General features: G+C 56.4%; 19 protein-coding genes. 9 read left to right on the plus strand and 10 right to left on the minus strand.

The window, feature by feature from the left end; all coding sequences use genetic code 11:
* Window positions 1-61: 61 nt before the first annotated feature.
* The 3 genes from E1180_RS13230 to E1180_RS13240 are packed head-to-tail and all read right to left on the minus strand — an operon-like array spanning window position 62 to window position 2,785.
* Window positions 62-1,402 carry a TRAP transporter large permease gene (locus E1180_RS13230; protein ID WP_155191652.1) on the minus strand — a complete coding sequence of 447 codons (1,341 nt, stop codon included), beginning with the start codon at window positions 1,400-1,402 and terminating at the stop codon, window positions 62-64.
* Window positions 1,402-1,998: a TRAP transporter small permease subunit gene (locus tag E1180_RS13235; protein ID WP_155191653.1), complete on the minus strand. Its 597-nt coding sequence runs from the start codon at window positions 1,996-1,998 to the stop codon at window positions 1,402-1,404. The genes E1180_RS13230 and E1180_RS13235 overlap by 1 nt, the downstream gene beginning before the upstream one ends.
* Entirely contained in the window at window positions 1,991-2,785 is a 795-nt protein-coding gene (locus E1180_RS13240; protein ID WP_155191654.1) for an N-formylglutamate amidohydrolase, read from the minus strand. Before E1180_RS13240 ends, E1180_RS13235 begins: the two co-directional genes overlap by 8 nt.
* 139 nt (window positions 2,786-2,924) lie before the next feature.
* On the opposite strand from E1180_RS13240, the gene E1180_RS13245 reads away from it, so the two are divergent.
* The 9 genes from E1180_RS13245 to E1180_RS13285 all read left to right on the plus strand — a co-directional run bounded on the left by E1180_RS13245 (window position 2,925) and on the right by E1180_RS13285 (window position 11,478).
* Entirely contained in the window at window positions 2,925-3,803 is an 879-nt protein-coding gene (locus tag E1180_RS13245) for a MurR/RpiR family transcriptional regulator (protein ID WP_208997125.1), read from the plus strand.
* Window positions 3,804-3,952: 149 nt separating this feature from the next.
* Window positions 3,953-4,855: a glucosamine kinase nucleotide-binding domain-containing protein gene (locus tag E1180_RS13250; RefSeq protein WP_155191655.1), complete on the plus strand. Its 903-nt coding sequence runs from the start codon at window positions 3,953-3,955 to the stop codon at window positions 4,853-4,855.
* 190 nt (window positions 4,856-5,045) lie between these two features.
* Entirely contained in the window at window positions 5,046-5,531 is a 486-nt protein-coding gene (locus E1180_RS13255) for an NUDIX domain-containing protein (protein WP_155191656.1), read from the plus strand.
* Window positions 5,524-7,158, plus strand: coding sequence for a phosphotransferase (locus E1180_RS13260; RefSeq protein ID WP_155191657.1), 1,635 nt, complete (start codon window positions 5,524-5,526; stop codon window positions 7,156-7,158). Before E1180_RS13255 ends, E1180_RS13260 begins: the two co-directional genes overlap by 8 nt.
* Window positions 7,151-8,041, plus strand: a complete 891-nt coding sequence (locus E1180_RS13265; RefSeq protein ID WP_155191658.1) for a GAK system ATP-grasp enzyme — start codon at window positions 7,151-7,153, stop codon at window positions 8,039-8,041. Before E1180_RS13260 ends, E1180_RS13265 begins: the two co-directional genes overlap by 8 nt.
* Window positions 8,038-9,138 carry an HprK-related kinase B gene (locus E1180_RS13270; protein ID WP_155191659.1) on the plus strand — a complete coding sequence of 367 codons (1,101 nt, stop codon included), beginning with the start codon at window positions 8,038-8,040 and terminating at the stop codon, window positions 9,136-9,138. Before E1180_RS13265 ends, E1180_RS13270 begins: the two co-directional genes overlap by 4 nt.
* Window positions 9,135-9,836 carry a histidine phosphatase family protein gene (locus E1180_RS13275; protein WP_155191660.1) on the plus strand — a complete coding sequence of 234 codons (702 nt, stop codon included), beginning with the start codon at window positions 9,135-9,137 and terminating at the stop codon, window positions 9,834-9,836. The genes E1180_RS13270 and E1180_RS13275 overlap by 4 nt, the downstream gene beginning before the upstream one ends.
* 20 nt (window positions 9,837-9,856) lie before the next feature.
* Window positions 9,857-11,212: a metallophosphoesterase gene (locus E1180_RS13280; protein WP_196220590.1), complete on the plus strand. Its 1,356-nt coding sequence runs from the start codon at window positions 9,857-9,859 to the stop codon at window positions 11,210-11,212.
* Window positions 11,209-11,478 (plus strand): amphi-Trp domain-containing protein, encoded by a 270-nt coding sequence (locus E1180_RS13285; RefSeq protein WP_155191661.1) that lies wholly within the window; start codon window positions 11,209-11,211, stop codon window positions 11,476-11,478. Before E1180_RS13280 ends, E1180_RS13285 begins: the two co-directional genes overlap by 4 nt.
* 69 nt (window positions 11,479-11,547) lie before the next feature.
* Here E1180_RS13285 and hypE read toward each other — a convergent pair whose 3' ends face one another.
* The 7 genes from hypE to E1180_RS13320 are packed head-to-tail and all read right to left on the minus strand — an operon-like array spanning window position 11,548 to window position 17,086.
* Window positions 11,548-12,537 carry a hydrogenase expression/formation protein HypE gene (gene hypE / locus E1180_RS13290; protein ID WP_155191705.1) on the minus strand — a complete coding sequence of 330 codons (990 nt, stop codon included), beginning with the start codon at window positions 12,535-12,537 and terminating at the stop codon, window positions 11,548-11,550.
* Window positions 12,538-12,581: 44 nt separating this feature from the next.
* Window positions 12,582-13,736: a hydrogenase formation protein HypD gene (hypD, locus tag E1180_RS13295; RefSeq protein WP_155191662.1), complete on the minus strand. Its 1,155-nt coding sequence runs from the start codon at window positions 13,734-13,736 to the stop codon at window positions 12,582-12,584.
* On the minus strand, window positions 13,733-14,002 hold the full coding sequence (locus E1180_RS13300) for a HypC/HybG/HupF family hydrogenase formation chaperone (RefSeq protein WP_155191663.1): 270 nt from the start codon (window positions 14,000-14,002) through the stop codon (window positions 13,733-13,735). The genes hypD and E1180_RS13300 overlap by 4 nt, the downstream gene beginning before the upstream one ends.
* A gap of 11 nt (window positions 14,003-14,013) precedes the next feature.
* The gene (hypB, locus tag E1180_RS13305) at window positions 14,014-14,841 is read right to left on the minus strand and encodes a hydrogenase nickel incorporation protein HypB (protein WP_155191664.1); all 828 of its coding nucleotides are present in this window, start codon (window positions 14,839-14,841) and stop codon (window positions 14,014-14,016) included.
* Entirely contained in the window at window positions 14,841-15,182 is a 342-nt protein-coding gene (gene hypA, locus E1180_RS13310; protein WP_155191665.1) for a hydrogenase maturation nickel metallochaperone HypA, read from the minus strand. Before hypA ends, hypB begins: the two co-directional genes overlap by 1 nt.
* Complete coding sequence (locus tag E1180_RS13315) at window positions 15,175-15,633, minus strand: hydrogenase maturation protease (RefSeq protein WP_196220591.1); 459 nt, start codon at window positions 15,631-15,633, stop codon at window positions 15,175-15,177. Before E1180_RS13315 ends, hypA begins: the two co-directional genes overlap by 8 nt.
* Before the next feature lie 10 nt (window positions 15,634-15,643).
* On the minus strand, window positions 15,644-17,086 hold the full coding sequence (locus tag E1180_RS13320; protein WP_155191667.1) for a Ni/Fe hydrogenase subunit alpha: 1,443 nt from the start codon (window positions 17,084-17,086) through the stop codon (window positions 15,644-15,646).
* Window positions 17,087-17,097: the final 11 nt, after the last annotated feature.

Below are 17,097 nucleotides of genomic sequence, written 5' to 3' on the forward strand. Positions count from 1 at the left end.
GCCCGGTTTTCCAGGCAATTCTTATTATTGTCCACGCATCGACCAGCGCCTGACGGTCCTCCTATTTCCCGTAGACGGTGTCTGGAAGCCACAGGGCGATTTGCGGAAAAGCCATGACGAGCGCAAGCGCAAGCATCATCACCAGCACAAACGGGGTAATAGACCCGTAGATGTCGCGCATGGTGATTTCCTTGGGCGCCATCGCGCGCATCAAGAACAGGTTATAGCCGAAGGGCGGCGTCATATAGGCGATCTGGGTCGTGATGGTGTAGAGCACGCCATACCAGATCAGGACATCGCCCGGAGCAAGCCCTAGATCGAGGCGAGCAACAAGTGGCACATAAAGCGGCGCCACAATCACCAGCATCGCGGTATCGTCCAGGAACGTGCCCATAACCAGGAACGACAGCTGCATCAGGATGAGGATTGTCCACGGCGACAGACCGAGCTGATTTGTGAACAGGTTTTCAATCGCCTTTACTGCGCCAAGCCCATCGAAAACGGCGCCGAAGCCCAGGGCTGCCAAGATGATCCACATGAACATGCAGCTGATGCCGAGCGTATTGCGCATGCAAGTCTGAAAAACGGTCCAGGTCATGCGCCGCTTCAAAACCGCCGCCATGAAGGCCGTCAAAGCACCGATTGCCGAGCTCTCCACCAGGCTGGTCCAGCCATTCACGAACGGAACCATCATGGCCGCGAAGATTACCAACGGCAGCAAGCCAGCAAGCAGGAGTTTATACTTTTCACCCTTTGAGATGTCCCGCTCCTCCGGCGGCAGGACCGGTCCCAGGTTCGGCTGAAGCTTGCAGCGTACGGCGATGTAAACGACAAACATGGCTGCCATCATCAGGCCAGGGATGACACCAGCGAGCCAGAGCTGACCGACCGGGGCTCGGGCGATCATCGCATAAAGCACCAGCACAACGGATGGCGGAACAAGGATACCGAGCGACGAGCCTGCCTGGATGACGCCTGTGACCATGCGCTTGTCATAGCCGCGCCGGAGCAATTCCGGCAGCGCAATCGTTGCCCCAATCGCCATACCGGCGACCGACAGTCCGTTCATGGCGGACACCAAAACCATGAGGAATATGGTGCCGATGGCAAGCCCGCCTGAAACCGGCCCCATCCACACGTGGAACATCTTGTAAAGGTCGTCGGCGATGCGGGATTCAGACAGAACGTAGCCCATGAAAATGAACATCGGCAGCGTCAGCAGCGGATACCACTTCATGAGCTTCATTGCGGCCGAAAAGGGAATGTCCTGCCCGCCGCCGCCCCACAGAAAAAGAGCTGCAAGGGCTGCAATACCGCCAATGGCGCCGAAAACCCGCTGCCCGGTGAGCAGCATCAGCATCATCGATGAGAACATCAGGATGGCGATCATCTCGTAAGACATCAGATTGTCTCTCCCCGGATGGTCGCAATGTCCTTGATGAGTTCAGAAACCGCCTGCAAAAGCATCAGGAAAAAACCGAAACACATAATCACCTTGATAGGCCACAAGACCGGACGCCACGCGGTCGGGCTCCGCTCGATAAAGCCGATGACCTCACCCGCTGCCGACGGCCCGCCGGTGAAAAAAGCGGTGATCAGCTCGCCATAGAAACTCATGAATTCCTTGCCGAAATATCCCAGCGAATAGGCTGTCGAGCTCAACCCGCCATAGAGCAGGACGCCGAGATAGAAGATCAGCAGAAACACGGTGAAGGCGTCGAACCAGGCTTTTTTCCTTGGGCTCCATTCGGCGTAGAACAGATCCATTCGAACATTGGATCCCAGCTGGATCGAGTACGGACCGCCCAAAACATAGTAGGCGACCATCGCAAATTGGGCGACTTCCAAGGTCCAGAGGGAGGGATTGAAAAACGTTTTGGACACTGAGGACCACAGAAGGATCCCGGCCATCACGAAGATGCCCCACATGATGATCCGGCCAAGACCTCTGTTGAAGCCGTCGACGACGCGGACATAGGCACGGGCGGCTCTAAGCATTTGTTCGCGCCTCCTTCACCGTCGCCGCATTCACAGCGCTTGAAAGCATGGGAGCAAGCAGTTCAGCCCACTTACGTTCCTGATCTTTAGAGGCAATTTCATCATTGCGTATTTCGATCATGAGGCACGGAAGCCCACGGCTTTGGCCATGCCGGTCGATCGTATAGTAGACGCCATCTGAGGGCGCATAGGGCTCATTGTCGCCGACCGACAGACCGGTACACGCCTTCAGCGCAGCCAAGACTGGATCTGCCAGCCGCGTGTCCGTGTCATAGATCAACCCGATCTCCCAGGGGCGGTGCCGCCCTTTGAAAACCGGTGTGTAGGAATGAATTGAAACAACCGCGGCAGGCCGGTTTTGAGCACTTCTTTGATCAAGCAGCCCTGCAATCTCGCGGTGGAACGGGCGATGCACGAGATCCAGCCGCTGCTTGCGTTCATCTCCGGACAAATCCTGGTTCCCGGGAACGACCGTGTTTTCACTCAAAGGCGGACATAGATCCACCCGCTTCTCATCCCGGTTGCAGTCGATAATCAGGCGCGAAAGTGTGGGATAGATTAAGGCCGCGTCGAGAAGTTCAGAAAGACATTTGGCAACGCCCAGCGCGCCCGGATCCCAGGCGACATGGGCCGTCTTGTCAGCCTCTTGAATGCCAAGGGACGTGTCGTAGGGAGCAGGCATGGCATTGGAGGCGTGGTCGCACAGAAGCACAAGCGGACTGGATCCAAGCCGGTTGTCGACCTGCACAAAACGGGTCACTCCGCCGGACTGGTGGCCTGATCCCATAAATTGCTCCCCGTAAAACTGCCAAGATCTGATCTGTAACGTTTGTTACAGGATTGCAGTCAGCTCCAAAACTTGTAATATCTGATACACAGCTTGCGGCGCTGTCAAACGAATTTCTGGCCGCAGTGGGAAAAAGATTATGGCGGACCTGGACAGGCCTCTTCTGGACGACATTCGCGACCGTCTGGAAGAGTTTACAGCCACCGAGAAGAAAGCCGCCCACGCACTGATGGCAAACTATCCGGTCCAGGGCCTTGGGACCGTTGCACAGTTTGCCGACGCAGCAGGTGTCAGCTCACCGACGATCCTGCGGTTTGTTGGAAGACTTGGGTACTCCAGCTTTGCATCGTTCCAGCATAAGCTCCGCAGTGAGCTGGAAAGCCAGCTCAACTCTCCGCTGGCGCGCAGCTCCCAAATGCCGCAAACCCCGGCCGGCGACCCTCATGTGGAACAGATTCTCGATAACATCAGAGAAACGTTTGCCCACCTGCCGGCTGGAGAGCTGGACGCTCTTGTCAGCCTTTTGGCAGATGAACGCAAAACCGTACATCTGATCGGCGGCCGGTTCACAGATGGGCTTGCCAGATACATGGCCGCCCATCTTCGGATTGTCCGCCCGAATGTCATTCATGTGGCAGGACAGCAGGGAAACTGGCTCGATCAGCTTTTGGGGATCGGGCCGAAAGACGTAATCGTCGTGTTTGACATCCGGCGTTACCAAGCTGAGATCATCCAGTTCGCAGAGGCTGCCGCCCGGCAAGGTGCGAAAGTCGCCCTGATCACTGACAGCTGGATGTACCCGGTTGGCCGGATTGCCAGTTTCGTGTTGCCCGCGAGGGTCGCGGTCCCGTCTCCATGGGACTCCTCGCTCGCCCTAATGGCGATCGCAGAGGTGCTGATCGCCGGAGTGACACGCCAAAATCAAGAGCGTTCCTTAGAGCGCATGCGCGCTCTTGAGGCGCTGCGCGACACGCATGACCCGGAAACCAAGCATAGAACCGGTCAACCGGACATCTGAAAGTGCTCTGGGCGAAGGAAGCGCATCGCAAAAAATATCAATAAACAAAAAACTTGATGTTCGGCCCGATTTAACGCTCCCACAAGGTTTTCAGATTAAGAAAATGACCCAGCGTAAGAAATTCATAGCCGTGAGTTAGCAACCCTCTTATGTCTGCAGCCAATAATTCCAGCCGTCTGGCAATCGAAGTAAGCGGTAGCTCGAGCCGTTTTGCGCTGCAAACACCCGACCGACGTTTTGATCATGAAGCCGATGGCGCGGACTTCCGGCGCGGTTTGTTTCTGACGGTGGACCGCATACGGCGCGGACTAAAGGCACTGTCTGAAAAATCCGGCTTGCTTGAAGCAAGACTGCAAGGAGTGCCCACCTATATTGCGCTTGCCGGCGTCCGCAATATGGAAATCGCGGATGCCATCAAAAGCGCCCTTCCTTTCAGCAATGTCGTTATCGAAGATGAAAGGCGCAGTGCAGTTATCGGCGCTTTGGGAGAGAATGACGGCAGCCTTGCTGGTGTGGGCATTGAATCCTTTGCCGCACGGCAGATCAACAAGGAAGTCCGGCTTCTCGGGGGGTACGGCCATGTTCTTGGCGCGGAAGCATCGGCTTGTTGGCTGGGTCAGCAGCTGCTCCGCCGAATGCTGCAATCGGAAGACGGTTTTGTCAGCGCGACGCCGTTGATCCTCGACAGCTGGGATGTCTTCGACGGTGACCTTGCCAAGCTGCTGGAGTTCTCCGGCAGTGCGGGCCCTATCGACTTCGCGGCGCTCGCACCTCGCGTTATCGATGCTGCTGCCCAAGATGACGCGAATGCGAAATACATCCTCCGGCTGGGCGCGACTTATATAAAACGCTGTTTTGAAACATTGCAGCACAGGCAAGGCGACCCGGTCTGCCTGATCGACAGCATCGCTCCGGTCTACTTGCCCTACCTGCCGGAAACAATCACACGGGATCTTACGGACGCAAAGGGAACCGCAATCGATGGCGCCCTTGAGTTGGCAGCATTGCTGAGCGTCACTCAGACGGACGAATGGAAATCCGTGGCATCGTGACCTGAGCATTTCACGCAGAGTAAAGCGGGCTATCAACAGGGTCATCATGCGCACCTCTTCAAATGGCACGCTTTGCGCGACTCATCTAATGTGAGGTCATAGGAGCGGCGAGTACCGGCACAAACTGGCCTTGCCGCTAAGGCGGACAAGGTACTCAACAGCCGCCAGACGGAACCCAAGGAGACCTGACATGGCCCAAAGACGCCAACGGCCCTCCGAGTTCCGTCCCCTCATCCGGGCAACCCCACGCGCCTTTATCCTCAAGGATAATTATTTGCTGGTTCAAGAAAAACGGCATCCGCAAAAAGGTCATTTTTTCACTCTCCCCGGTGGCAAACAAGAACCGGGCGAGCGGCTTGACGAAACTCTGAAGCGCGAATGCGTTGAAGAAATCGGCGCCGAGGTCGCGGTTGGCGATCTTATTCATGTTGCTGAGGTTTTCCGCCAAAAATCGGCCACTCCGGAAAAACAACATCAGCTCGATTTTGTCTTTTTGTGCACCGTGGATCCGTCATACCGGCCAGTCGTTGGGCCAGATCCGGACCCTCATCAGGTCGGGACATGCTGGTTGCCAGTGGATCGTTTTGAACAGTTGCGGCCAGCGTATGTCACAAAACTGTTTTCACTTGGCGATACGCGGGAGCACAAGGTCTATCTCGGACACTACAATGACTAATATCCCAAAGACTATCCGGGAAAATTTACATTTTCTGTGCGCGGAAATCGATGGTCAGCTTCTGCAACTTGAAGCCTTCTTCAAGGAACCGACCGCTGCTACAGCGCGCCGGATCATGGACCGCGCGGGATATGCCCATAATCTGAAGACCCGCATTCACACCGCATGCCTTTACCAGATGGGCACGGCGAAAAAGCAAAACAGAAAAAAGCTTACGCTGCGCAGTCTGGAGTTTATTGCGACGGATCTCCAAAGACTGGCGAACCTGTGCCGACAGTGCCTCCGCCATGTTGAGCGGATCGATCAGTTTTCGACACTTGTCCCGGAGCGATATCCCGCGCTGGTGACCAATGTCCGGACCGGCGTCGGCAAGGTTGAAGAGGCGCTTGTCAAAAGCGACAGCGAAACCGCGATTTCCATTGGACAACAACAAGACCGCATCGAAGCGGGATACAAGAAACTCTTCAAGACCTACACGGATGAAATGCGCAATCCGGACAAGGCGCCTGCCGACATTGCTAACAGTCTTTTGGTGGCAAGCGAGTTCCGCCGGATGGGGGACTCGCTGAAGTCAATCAGCGAAGCACTCATCTCAGCGAATATCGGGCAAGCGGTCAATTTCGAGAGATACTTCTCCCTTCAGAACCTGATGTCCGATCTTGAGGCTACCGGTTCGGACTTAAAGATAGAGACGATTGCGGAGACCCGTTCGGGAAGCTCCATTTCGGCGATCAGGGACCGCAAGACAGAAGCCGTCGCAGCCGTTTTCAAGGACGGCGAAAAAAGCAAGGTGAAAGAGGAACGCCAAGGCGTTGAAAGCTGGCACTCCATCTATCCGGGCCTGGCGCCCAAAATTCTCGCCTATCAAAAACGCAACCAGTCGGCGGCGCTTTTGATCGAACACCTTCCCGGCCTGACCTTCGAGCATATCGTCCTGAACGAGTCCGATGCCCTGTGCACACAGGCGCTCAGGACCCTGTCCAAGACCTTGAAAGATGTGTGGAAGCAGACAAAGACGAAAGAGCCTGCCGGCCTCGGAAGCATGCAACAACTTTCCAAGCGGCTGGGTGAAGTGCGCCGAGTTCATCCGGAATTCCGGGATAGCGAGATCAACTTCGCGGGTGCGCGTTTAACATCCCTCGATAAGCTGATTGAAAAAGCAGCGGAACGGGAAGCACATGTCGCAGCCCCCTTCTCGGTCTACATTCACGGCGACTTCAATATCGACAACATCATTTTCGATCCGGGTGAGAACCGCATCCATTTCATCGATCTGCACCGGTCCAGGTATATGGATTACGTGCAGGATGTTTCAGTATTCATGGTGTCCAACTACCGGCTGCAGGTGCTGGAACAGGAAACCCGGCAGAGGATCAACACGGTCAGCCAAGCGTTCTTCACCTCGGTGCGCAACTTTGCGCGCAAGCAGGGCGATGCAACTTTTGAATTCCGGCTTGCGCTTGGCCTCGCCCGGTCTTTTGCAACGTCTACCCGGTTCATTTTCGACAAGTCGCATGCCCGGCGCATGTGGCTTCGGGCCCAATACCTTATTGAACAGGCGCTTAACTGTCCCTTGGGAGACGAAGCCCGGTTTCGGCTTCGAATAAAGGAGATATTCGTTGACTAATCCCAGGATCGGCGTGATCGGCATCCCCGGAAAATGGTCCACCGAAGTGCTCGCAGATGCACTTGAGAAGCGGACTGGGTTCCGCTGCGTCGTTGACATGGCGGATACAGCACTTGATCTGCAGCGCCGGGCGCTGATGGCAGGCGGGCAGAACTTGTGTGAATTGGACGGGCTGGTGATCAAAAAGATCAGCCAGGAGTATAGCCCGGCAACTCTGGACCGCCTGGAAATGCTGCGCGTTGCAGAAGCGTCCGGCGTCAAAATCTTCTCGAAGACGGCTTCCATTCTCGGCCTCGTCAACCGGCTCAGCTGCACGGTCACGCTGTCCAATGCCGGTATACCAATGCCCGAAACGGTCGTGACCGAAAGCCCGGACGAAGCCATGGCGGCGGTCCACCGGTTTGGCAACGCCGTTTCCAAACCGCTTTTTTCGACCAAGGCCCGGGGCATGACGCTTATGGAGGCCGCAACTCCAGAGGCAGATTTGAAAGCCCGGATCACCGCATTCCAGGCGCACAATCCGGTCATGTATCTTCAGAAGAAGGTCAATTTGTCGGGCCGTGACCTCGGCATGGTGTTCCTGGGCGGCGAGTATCTTGGCACCTATGCGCGAGTAGCACAGACAGACAGCTGGAACACGACCATTCTTCATGGCGGGAAGTATGAACCATTCGAACCGGACGCCGACCTGATCGAACTCGCACGGAAGGCGCAAGCCCCCTTCGACCTGGACTTCACGACCGTCGATGTCGGCCTGACGGAAGACGGACCGATCATATTCGAAGTGTCCGCATTTGGCGGCTTCAAGGGAGCATTGGAGGGCGCCTCAATCGATGCCGCCGGCCTTTACGCGGAGCATGTGATCAAGAAGGTTCAAACATGAGTGGAATTCAGTCCCAAGACGTGGTGGATGCATTGGCGCCGGTGCAATCGACGCAAAATGCAGATGCTGTCTGTTTGAAAACCGGCAGTTTCGTGATCGAGATCCGCTGTGTCTCTCCAACGCTTCTTGCCGAACTGCTCCGTTACTTTCAGCATGTGATTGTCCCGCCGGCAGACCCAGATTGCATCGTCTACGTCCTTGGAGAAGCCGAACTTCCCTTCGCGGTTAAATACCGGGATTGGGCCCGCGAACCAGGAAAAACGGGACGAAAGGATGCCATTGCCGACATTGATGCCGGACGCCTGATCCTGAAAATCCGAACCGGGATACAGTTCTTGCAGTCCGAGAATTGGGCGATCGCGTTTGGTCCAACGGAGGCTCATCCCAATCAGGTAATCAACTTCGTCAACACGCAAATCCTGAATCATCATCAGCGTCAAGGCTGGGTCGCCTGTCATGCAGCCGCCGTGCGCACCCGGCAGAAAGGACTGGCGATCTCAGGGCTGTCAGGCGGCGGAAAATCGACCACAATGCTCCGGTTGATGGAGATTGCCGGTACGCAATACGTCACCAACGACCGGCTGCTCGTCCGCAGCAGCGGGGAGTACGCAGATGCCCTCGGGGTTCCGAAGCTGCCCCGCATCAACCCAGGTACGATTGTCACCAATGCCCGCCTTTCCGGAATCTTGGACGAAGAGCGTGAAGAAGAACTTCGGAACATGGAGCCGGATGAACTTTGGCACCTGGAGGAAAAGTACGACCTGTTCATCGATGATATCTATGGTCCGGGCCGGATATCGCACAACGCTGTTCTCACGGATTTCTGGGTCCTGAACTGGTCGCGTGACAGCGCCTCGGCAACGGACGTTAGAAAGGTTGACCTGAACCAGCGGCCGGATCTGCTGTCCGCCATCATGAAAAGTCCGGGGCCATTTTTTCAAAAACCCGATGGCACATTTTGGGAAGACGATCAGGATTTGAAGGCAGAGACCTATCTGTCAGCCCTCAAGAACATTCAGGTCTGGGAAGTTACCGGCATGATCGACTTCGACAGTCTCTTTAATGCCGGCAGGGCGCTCCTGGGGGCGCCGCAATGACAGACCGGTTCGCAATTCTGGTCCGCCATGGCGACTATCATCAGCGGCCGGACACACCAAGCGCTTTGCAACCCTACGGCCTGACCGAAACCGGCAGCCGACAGGCCGAAGCCTGCGGGGCTGAAATCGCGTCTCTGGCTCAAGAAAACGGCTGGCAATTGAGCACGAAAGTTCTGTGCTCCCGTCAATTGCGCGCCTGGCAAACGGCAACACAAATGCTGCCTGCACTTTCAATGGGGACAGGATCTCAGTTCATTGTGGAGGAAACGGAAGCCCTTGCGGAACGAAGCGTTGGTGCGCTGGCGAACCTGACCCTCAGCGAGATTGAAGACATCCTGGATACCGACCCGCGCTTTACCCCGCCACCGGCCAACTGGAAATCAGACAGTCATTTCAAGTTACCGGTTCAAGGTGCCGAAAGCCTTATTGAGGCAGGGCGGCGCGTCGCGGCGGTGCTGGAGACCGAGGTTGAGACCTTGGCCGCTGATACGAGTGCCAATGCCCAGATATTCGTTGGGCACGGCGCTTCAATCCGCCATGCGGCACTCCACCTTGACGTTCTAAGGCCTGAAGAAATTCAAAGCCTGAGCATGCACCACGCCCGTCCGGTTGTGCTGCGGTTCTCCAGGGACAATGGCTGGAGCCACGCAGCGGGAGACTGGAAACAGCGTTCGCACAAAGCAGCGCCACTTGATTAAGCACAACGGACACATGATCCATGGCCAATATCGACAGTTCTCTTGACCAGCTCATACCAGCGCGGTCGTTCCGGCCGGGTCTGCCGGACACTTTGCCTGCGCGTGTTACTCCATGGCCACTTGATTTGCCTGAGCCAGACAACGACTGCGGAACCCTTGCCTCCGATTTTATTTCCAGCTTGGCGGAGGCAAACTCGCTGGGGCCCTGGACTTGGCCCAAGAAGCCGATTGTCTTTATCTCCGATGTCCATGCGGACGCGGAGAGCCTGCTTCGATCTCTTGAAGCAAGCGGCATCGCCCACCGCTACGGATTGGGGCTGAACGATTTTCATCTCACCGATTTCGGCCTGGCCTGCCAGGTGGTGATTGGCGGGGATTGCCTCGACAAAGGGCCCAGCAATCTGGACCTTCTCGCCAGCCTGAAGGCTTTGATGGACAAAGGTGCGGACACAGTTCTGCTTGCTGGGAACCATGATCTTCGCCTTTTGCTTGGACTAGCGTCACTCGGTGCGAAGCGCGGATCGCTCAGTGCCCACATGTTCGTGCGCATGGGCAAAAAGGTCCTGCCGCTGATGAAGGAAGTCTTTGATCTCCATGTTGATCCCAAAACGGATCTGAAGCACTTGCCTGATGAAGAGACATGCCGGAAACAGATGTTGCCCGGCAAAAAGTGGTTCAAGACATTTCCAAAGGCAGCAGCTGAACACCTTCTACCGGCCGCTATCGACAAGGAACTGAACCGGCTGCGGAAAAAGACCAAGACCTTCTTTCAAAATGCATCCGACCTTGGCCTTAGCGCCCGCGAACTCTATGCCGCTGCACTAAAATGCAGGGAGCTGTTTGTAGACCCTCATGGTGACTATGCATGGTTCTACCAATCCATGAAGGCAGTCCACCGGTCCGGGTCCCTGCTCTTCGTACATGCCGGGATCGACGATCACATGGCAAGGCAACTGTCTAAGAGCGGACCGGCACAAATCAACTCCCAGTTCATCACCGAAAGCCGCGCTGAACCGTTCACCTTCTACTCCGGCAGTCTTGCCAATCTCATGCGCACCAAATACCGGCCTGTGGACCATCCGCTCACCGAAGCCGGTGTCCGTGACTTGCACAGCTGCGGCGTTCGCATGCTGGTCCATGGACACGTGAACCGCCATCATGGCCAGGAACTGTCTGCAAAACAGGGCCTCCTTCACCTTGAAGCCGATATCACACTTGACCGGCATTCCCGCGAGAGCGAGGGGCTCGACGGCATCGGCACCGGGGCAACAATCATTCATCCTGATGGCAATATCCTCGGGATCAGTTGCGACTATCCGTACGCTAAGCTGTTTAATCCCGAACATTTGCATCTGGTGCAGAGGCCACTCACATGATGGAACGCAAAGGCCGGTTCCGGCATCATTCCCTTCAGGACAAGAAATCGATCCAGAAGCTCCTCGATGCCATCAAGCGCGGCATACAGAAAGGCGAATTGGAGTTCGGGGACGATACGGGTGGCATAACTCTCGAACCCAACGGTCTTTTAAACCTGCGGGTCACGGCAACGGCTGAAGAGGATCAGTCGCGCCTTGATCTCAGGATCACCTGGACAAACGACACGTCCGACAAGAGAGACAGTGGCAAACTGAAAGTGAAGTGACTGGGAGCCGCTGCCACAAAACGAAGGACCGCCAAGCCCATTGCCCGTGGAAGCACCCAGTCTTGGTTTTTAACAAATCCGCGGCAACTGTTCTCCGGACAACCAGTCGACAACACGGCTTCCACCAAACGCTGTCTGCATGACCACCATATGGTCCGGGTCCCCGATGACCGTTCCAATAACAGCTGCCTGCCGACCACTGGGATGTGCGTGCATAATGCCAAGCAGTGTTTCGGCATCGCCGGCATTGCAAATGCAGATCAATTTGCCTTCATTGGCCACATATAGCGGATCGAGCCCAAGTATCTCACACGCTGCTTCCACGTCCGGATCGACCGGAAGATCCTCTTCAAAAAGCTCAATCCCGACCGCTGAGGCATGCGCGATTTCGTTAAGTGCCGTCGCCAGGCCGCCTCTTGTCGGATCACGAAGAACCGCAATACCGGGAACGGCCTTAACCATGTCGGTGACCATGGTATGCAGGGCTGCACTGTCAGAGACAATCTCCGTTTCGAACTCCAGATTCTCACGCTTCGACAGGATCGCAACGCCATGATTGCCAATCGGGCCTGAAACGAGAACGGCCTGTCCCGGGACCGCAGCACGGGGTGAAATCTCCACCGCTTCGGAAACGACCCCAATACCTGTTGTGGTAATGAAGACGCCGTCGCCCTTTCCCTTTTCGACGACTTTTGTATCTCCCGAGACGACCGGAACCCCAGCCGCTTGCGCAGCCTCCGCCATGGAAATCACGATGCGTTCCAGATCAGCCAGGGGAAAACCTTCTTCCAGAATAAAGCTTGCGGTGAGTGAGAGCGGTTTCGCACCAGCCATCGCGATATCGTTCAAGGTGCCATGCACACTCAAGGATCCAATATCGCCGCCTGGAAAGAACAGCGGCGAAATGACGTGTGCATCCGTCGACATGACCAGCCGCCCGGGCGGCGCATCGAACACTGCCGCGTCATGACCCTGGTCCAGAACCGGGTTGCTCAAATGCTTGTAGAACAGAGTTTCAATCAGGTCGGAGGTCGCCTTCCCGCCGCCGCCATGGGTCATGTCGACCTGCCCCGCCAGCAATCCATCCCGCTTCTGCGTCTTGGTCACGCGGCGGCTCCTTGAGCCGCAGCACTTCCTGCCGAGCGCTTGCGCCCGAAACTCCAATACGCCGCACAGGCACCTTCCGAGGACACCATGCACGCTCCCATCGGATTGTCTGGCGTACAAACCGTCCCGAACAGTTTGCAATCTGTTGGTTTCTTGACCCCGCGCAAAATCGCCGGACACTCACAGGATTTCACTTCCCGAGACTGTTTCGGGGTCAAGGAAAAGCGCTTCTCAGCATCAAATTCAGCAAAGGCATCGCGGATTTTCAACGCACTTTTCGGCACGCTGCCAAGACCGCGCCATTCAAATGTTTCGCGCAGTTCCAACACCTTTCCGACCAATGCCTGTGCTTTCTGATTTCCGGTCCGCGTCACCACACGGGTATACTGGTTTTCGACCTCGTGCCGGCCGTCATTGATCTGACGGATCAGCATCAAAGTCGATTGCATGACATCGAGCGGTTCAAACCCGGCAATCACCACCGGCTTCTTGAAGATATGCGCTGCCGGTTCATAAGGGGCCCAGCCAATGACGGAACTCACATGGGAAGGCCCCAGAAACCCGTCAATCCGAACCGCCTCTTCGCCAGGTTTTGCAGGTGCATTGACAATATGCGCGATTGCAGGCGGCGTGAGCACGTGATTGCAAAACACCGAAAAGTTCGCAAGGCCTTCCGCCTCTGCCTGCAATATCGCCACGGCCGTGGGCGGGGTCGTCGTCTCAAAGCCAATGGCGAAAAAGATTACCTCACGGTCCGGAGTTTCCCGTGCAATCTTGAGAGCATCCTGCGTGGAGTAAACCATCCGGATGTCAGCGCCCTCTGCCTTGGCCTTGATCAGGCTCTTCTGCTTGGTGCCGGGCACCCGCATCATGTCGCCGTAGGTGGTCAGGATCACGTCATGGCGGAGCGCCAGTTCCACCGCATCATCCAGGCGCCGGACCGGCAGCACACAGACCGGACAGCCGGGCCCGTGCACATATTCCACATTGTCCGGAACCAGATTCTGGACGCCGTATCGGAAAATGGCGTGCGTGTGACCGCCGCAAAACTCCATCAGATTATAGCGGCGGCCGGGGTCAGCCTCCTGAGCAATGGCCTTGCCAAGCTTGCGGGCCAGTTTCCCATCCCGGAATTCGCGAATGTACTTCATTGCGCCGGCTCCGCACCTTGGGATGAAGCCAATTCCTCCAATTCCTCGGCAAGTACTCCCGCCTCAGCCATCAGCTCAAGAGTTCTGGCAGCTTCCTCTTCCGAGAGTTTATGCAAAGCATAACCGACATGGACCAGGAGGTAATCACCGACTGTGACGTCATCGAGAAGAGCGGTCGACACAGGCTTTTTGATGCCTTCAAGCGCGACGGTCGCCATGTCCTCGCTGTCAACGGAGACAACCTGGGCAGGTATTGCAAGACACATCTGCGAGCCCCCTATTCAGCGGCAAGTTCGGTTTGCGAATGCCCGGAATTCAAAGCCATCTGCCTCGTCCGTGCCTGGTCAAGCCAGGTAAACCATCCGTCTAGACCTTCACCGGTCCGCGCCGACACCTCCAGAACCTGTATCTTCCGATTGACCCGCCGGGCATTTTCGATTGCAGCAGCCACATCAAAGTCCAAGTGCGGCAGCAGATCGATCTTATTGAGGATCATAAGATCGGCGGCAGCGAACATATCGGGATATTTAAGCGGTTTGTCTTCTCCTTCGGTCACGGAAAGGATGACGACCTTATGGGCCTCCCCCAGATCAAAGCCCGCCGGGCAGACGAGATTGCCAACATTTTCAATGAACAGCAGGCCGCCGTCCTGGAGCGGGAGGCTTTCAAGCGCATGTCCCACCATGTGCGCGTCCAGGTGACAGCCCTTGCCGGTGTTGATCTGAATGGCGGCGACACCAGTCTCACGGATCCGGTCCGCGTCATTGGCTGTCTGCTGATCCCCTTCGATGACGGCCAGGGTCTCTTTGCCATGGAGGCGCTTCAGAGTTTCAACAAGGAGCGCCGTCTTGCCAGACCCCGGACTGGACAGGAGGTTGAGCGCGAATACGCCCAACTGAGCCAACAGCGCCCGGTTTTTCTCTGCATAGGATTTGTTCTTGCCGAGAATATCAGCTTCCAGCTGCAGAAGGCGCGATTGGCTGACACCGGGAACATGCCCCCCGGCCGTGCCGTGTCCGAAATGAAGGTCGACACCTTTTTGGGTGCTGTTCCCGTGATAATGACCTTGATCATGGGCAGGGCCACAGCCGCAGACCGTGCACATCACATCACCTCCAATTCGCGTATCTTCAGCCCGTCTCCACCCGTCATGTGAAGCTCGGTTCCGCCACATGCTGGACAGGGGTCAAGCCGGGAGCCAATGAGAACCGTTTCCATGCAAGTCAGGCAGAGCGCCTCCGCTTGGGTCTGCTCAATCTCAAGTGCTGCGCCGTCCGCAATCGAACCTTTCATCACCACATCAAACCCGAACCGAAGGGCCTCCGGCTCAACACAGGAAAGCGGCCCGATGGCAACCGATACGCGTTTAACACGCGTGAAGCTCTCGGCTTCCGCATGGGCCTTGAGAATTTCCAGCATGTTTTCGCAAAGCGATACCTCATGCATGCCGGGACTTCCTCTCCTGGCGTTCTGTTGCGAGCCAGTTCAGGAAAAACGTCTCCGCGTCCTTCAGGTTTTTCTGCGCTCTATCGGATAGGCCCTCCTTTACGGCGCCGAATTCGTAACCTGTGATCCCGAGCAAATAGGCTTCGGGCCGCGCACCATAAAGGATTTCGGCAAGGCCCAGCACGGCTTCGGGATGAAGGCTGTGGCTTCCAAGGGTCTGAGGCGCGGATGCCCGTGCCGCACGGAATGAAAACCCCGTTTCCGACCCCATCTCCGCGTCAGCGAAGATCACCAGATTATGGTCTGCAATTGCCAGAGCATGTTCGGCCACCAACTGGTAGTCGGTATCGATATCCAGCCCCTTGATCCCGCGTCCTTCGAGATTTTCCGAGAAGGCAGGGCCTAGTCCATCGTCACCACGCCCCGGATTTCCATATCCGATCAAAAGCATCTGAAGATCCTCATATGCACTGGGCCTTGGTGTCGAGCAGGTGTCCATCGGCTCCGAACAACTCGACCTGCAGCGGCATCTGGCCAAGCGCGTGCGTTGCGCAGGACAGACAAGGATCATAAGCCCGAATGGCTACCTCTACGTGATTGAGCATACCTTCCGTGATCTCAGGCTGCCCGGAGAGGTGCTTCACCGCCACATCCTTCACGGCGCGGTTCATGCCCTCATTGTTGTGGGTCGTGGAAACGATGAGATTGCAATAGGTGACCTGATCATTCTGATCGACCTTGTAGTGGTGGATAAGATTTCCGCGCGGGGCTTCGATCACACCAAAACCCTCTTCACGGCGGTCCCCGGTCACGATCAGGTCGTCGCCCTGAAGATCCTCGTCATGAAGAAGGTCCTGGATTTTTTCAACGCAGTGCAGCACCTCGATCATCCGGGCCCAATGATTGGCCAATGTTGAGTTGTTGGGGTTTCCGGACGTGACACCCATCAGATCCTTGTGGGCATCATTGGCAAGCGGCGTATCGATGAAGCTTGCGGTGTTCATACGCGCCAGCGGACCGACCCGGTACCACCCGGCCTCCGGCCCCAACGCCTCAATGAACGGAAACTTCATGTAGGACCAGGAGCGGACCTCCTCGACAAGGCGCTCGTGATACTGCGTGTAAGGGACCTGATCGAATATCACGTCTCCGGTTGAGGTCAGTGCACGCAAGTTGCCGTGATAAAGATCGAGCGCACCATCGTCTTCGCGGACAAGCGACATGTAGTTGGATGGAAAATTGCCAAAGCCGGCGACGATTTCTTCATTGTCCAGTGTGTAGCCGCGCGCAAGGGCCAGAGCATCGCGAGCCCATTCGATCATATCATCGATAGTTGAGAGGAAATGATCCCGCCGCTCCAAGGGCAGATTGCGGTTGATCCCGCCTGGAATCGCGCCTGTACCGTGAACCTTCTTACCGGCCGTTGCCTCAATGATCTCTTGCCCATATTTGCGCATCAGGACCGCGCGTTTTGCAAGCTCCGGCTTTTCTTTCAGAACTTCGAAGATGTTACGCTTTTCCGCAGGAGCACCGAAGCCAAACAAGAGGTCGGGCGCCGCCAGATGAAAGAAGTGCAGGACATGGCTTTGCATGACCTGGCCGTAATGCATCAAACGGCGCATCTTTTCTGCTGTCGGCGTAAGCTGATCAACCCCCACAATCATGTCCATGGCTTTGGCCGCCGCAAGATGATGGCTGACAGGGCAAATGCCGCACAGGCGCTGCACGATGACAGGCACTTCCCACATCAAACGCCCATGTATGAACCGTTCGAAACCCCGGAATTCGACAATATGAAGCCGGGCCTCGTCGACATTGTTTTCGCCATCAAGGTGTATGGTCACCTTGCCGTGGCCTTCAACACGTGTGACCGGGGCGATTTCGATCAGTCTGGGGTCTCCCATTTTTGTCTCCT

It is taken from the genome of Roseibium denhamense (assembly GCF_009711415.1).
Taxonomy (GTDB): Bacteria; Pseudomonadota; Alphaproteobacteria; order Rhizobiales; family Stappiaceae; genus Roseibium; species Roseibium denhamense.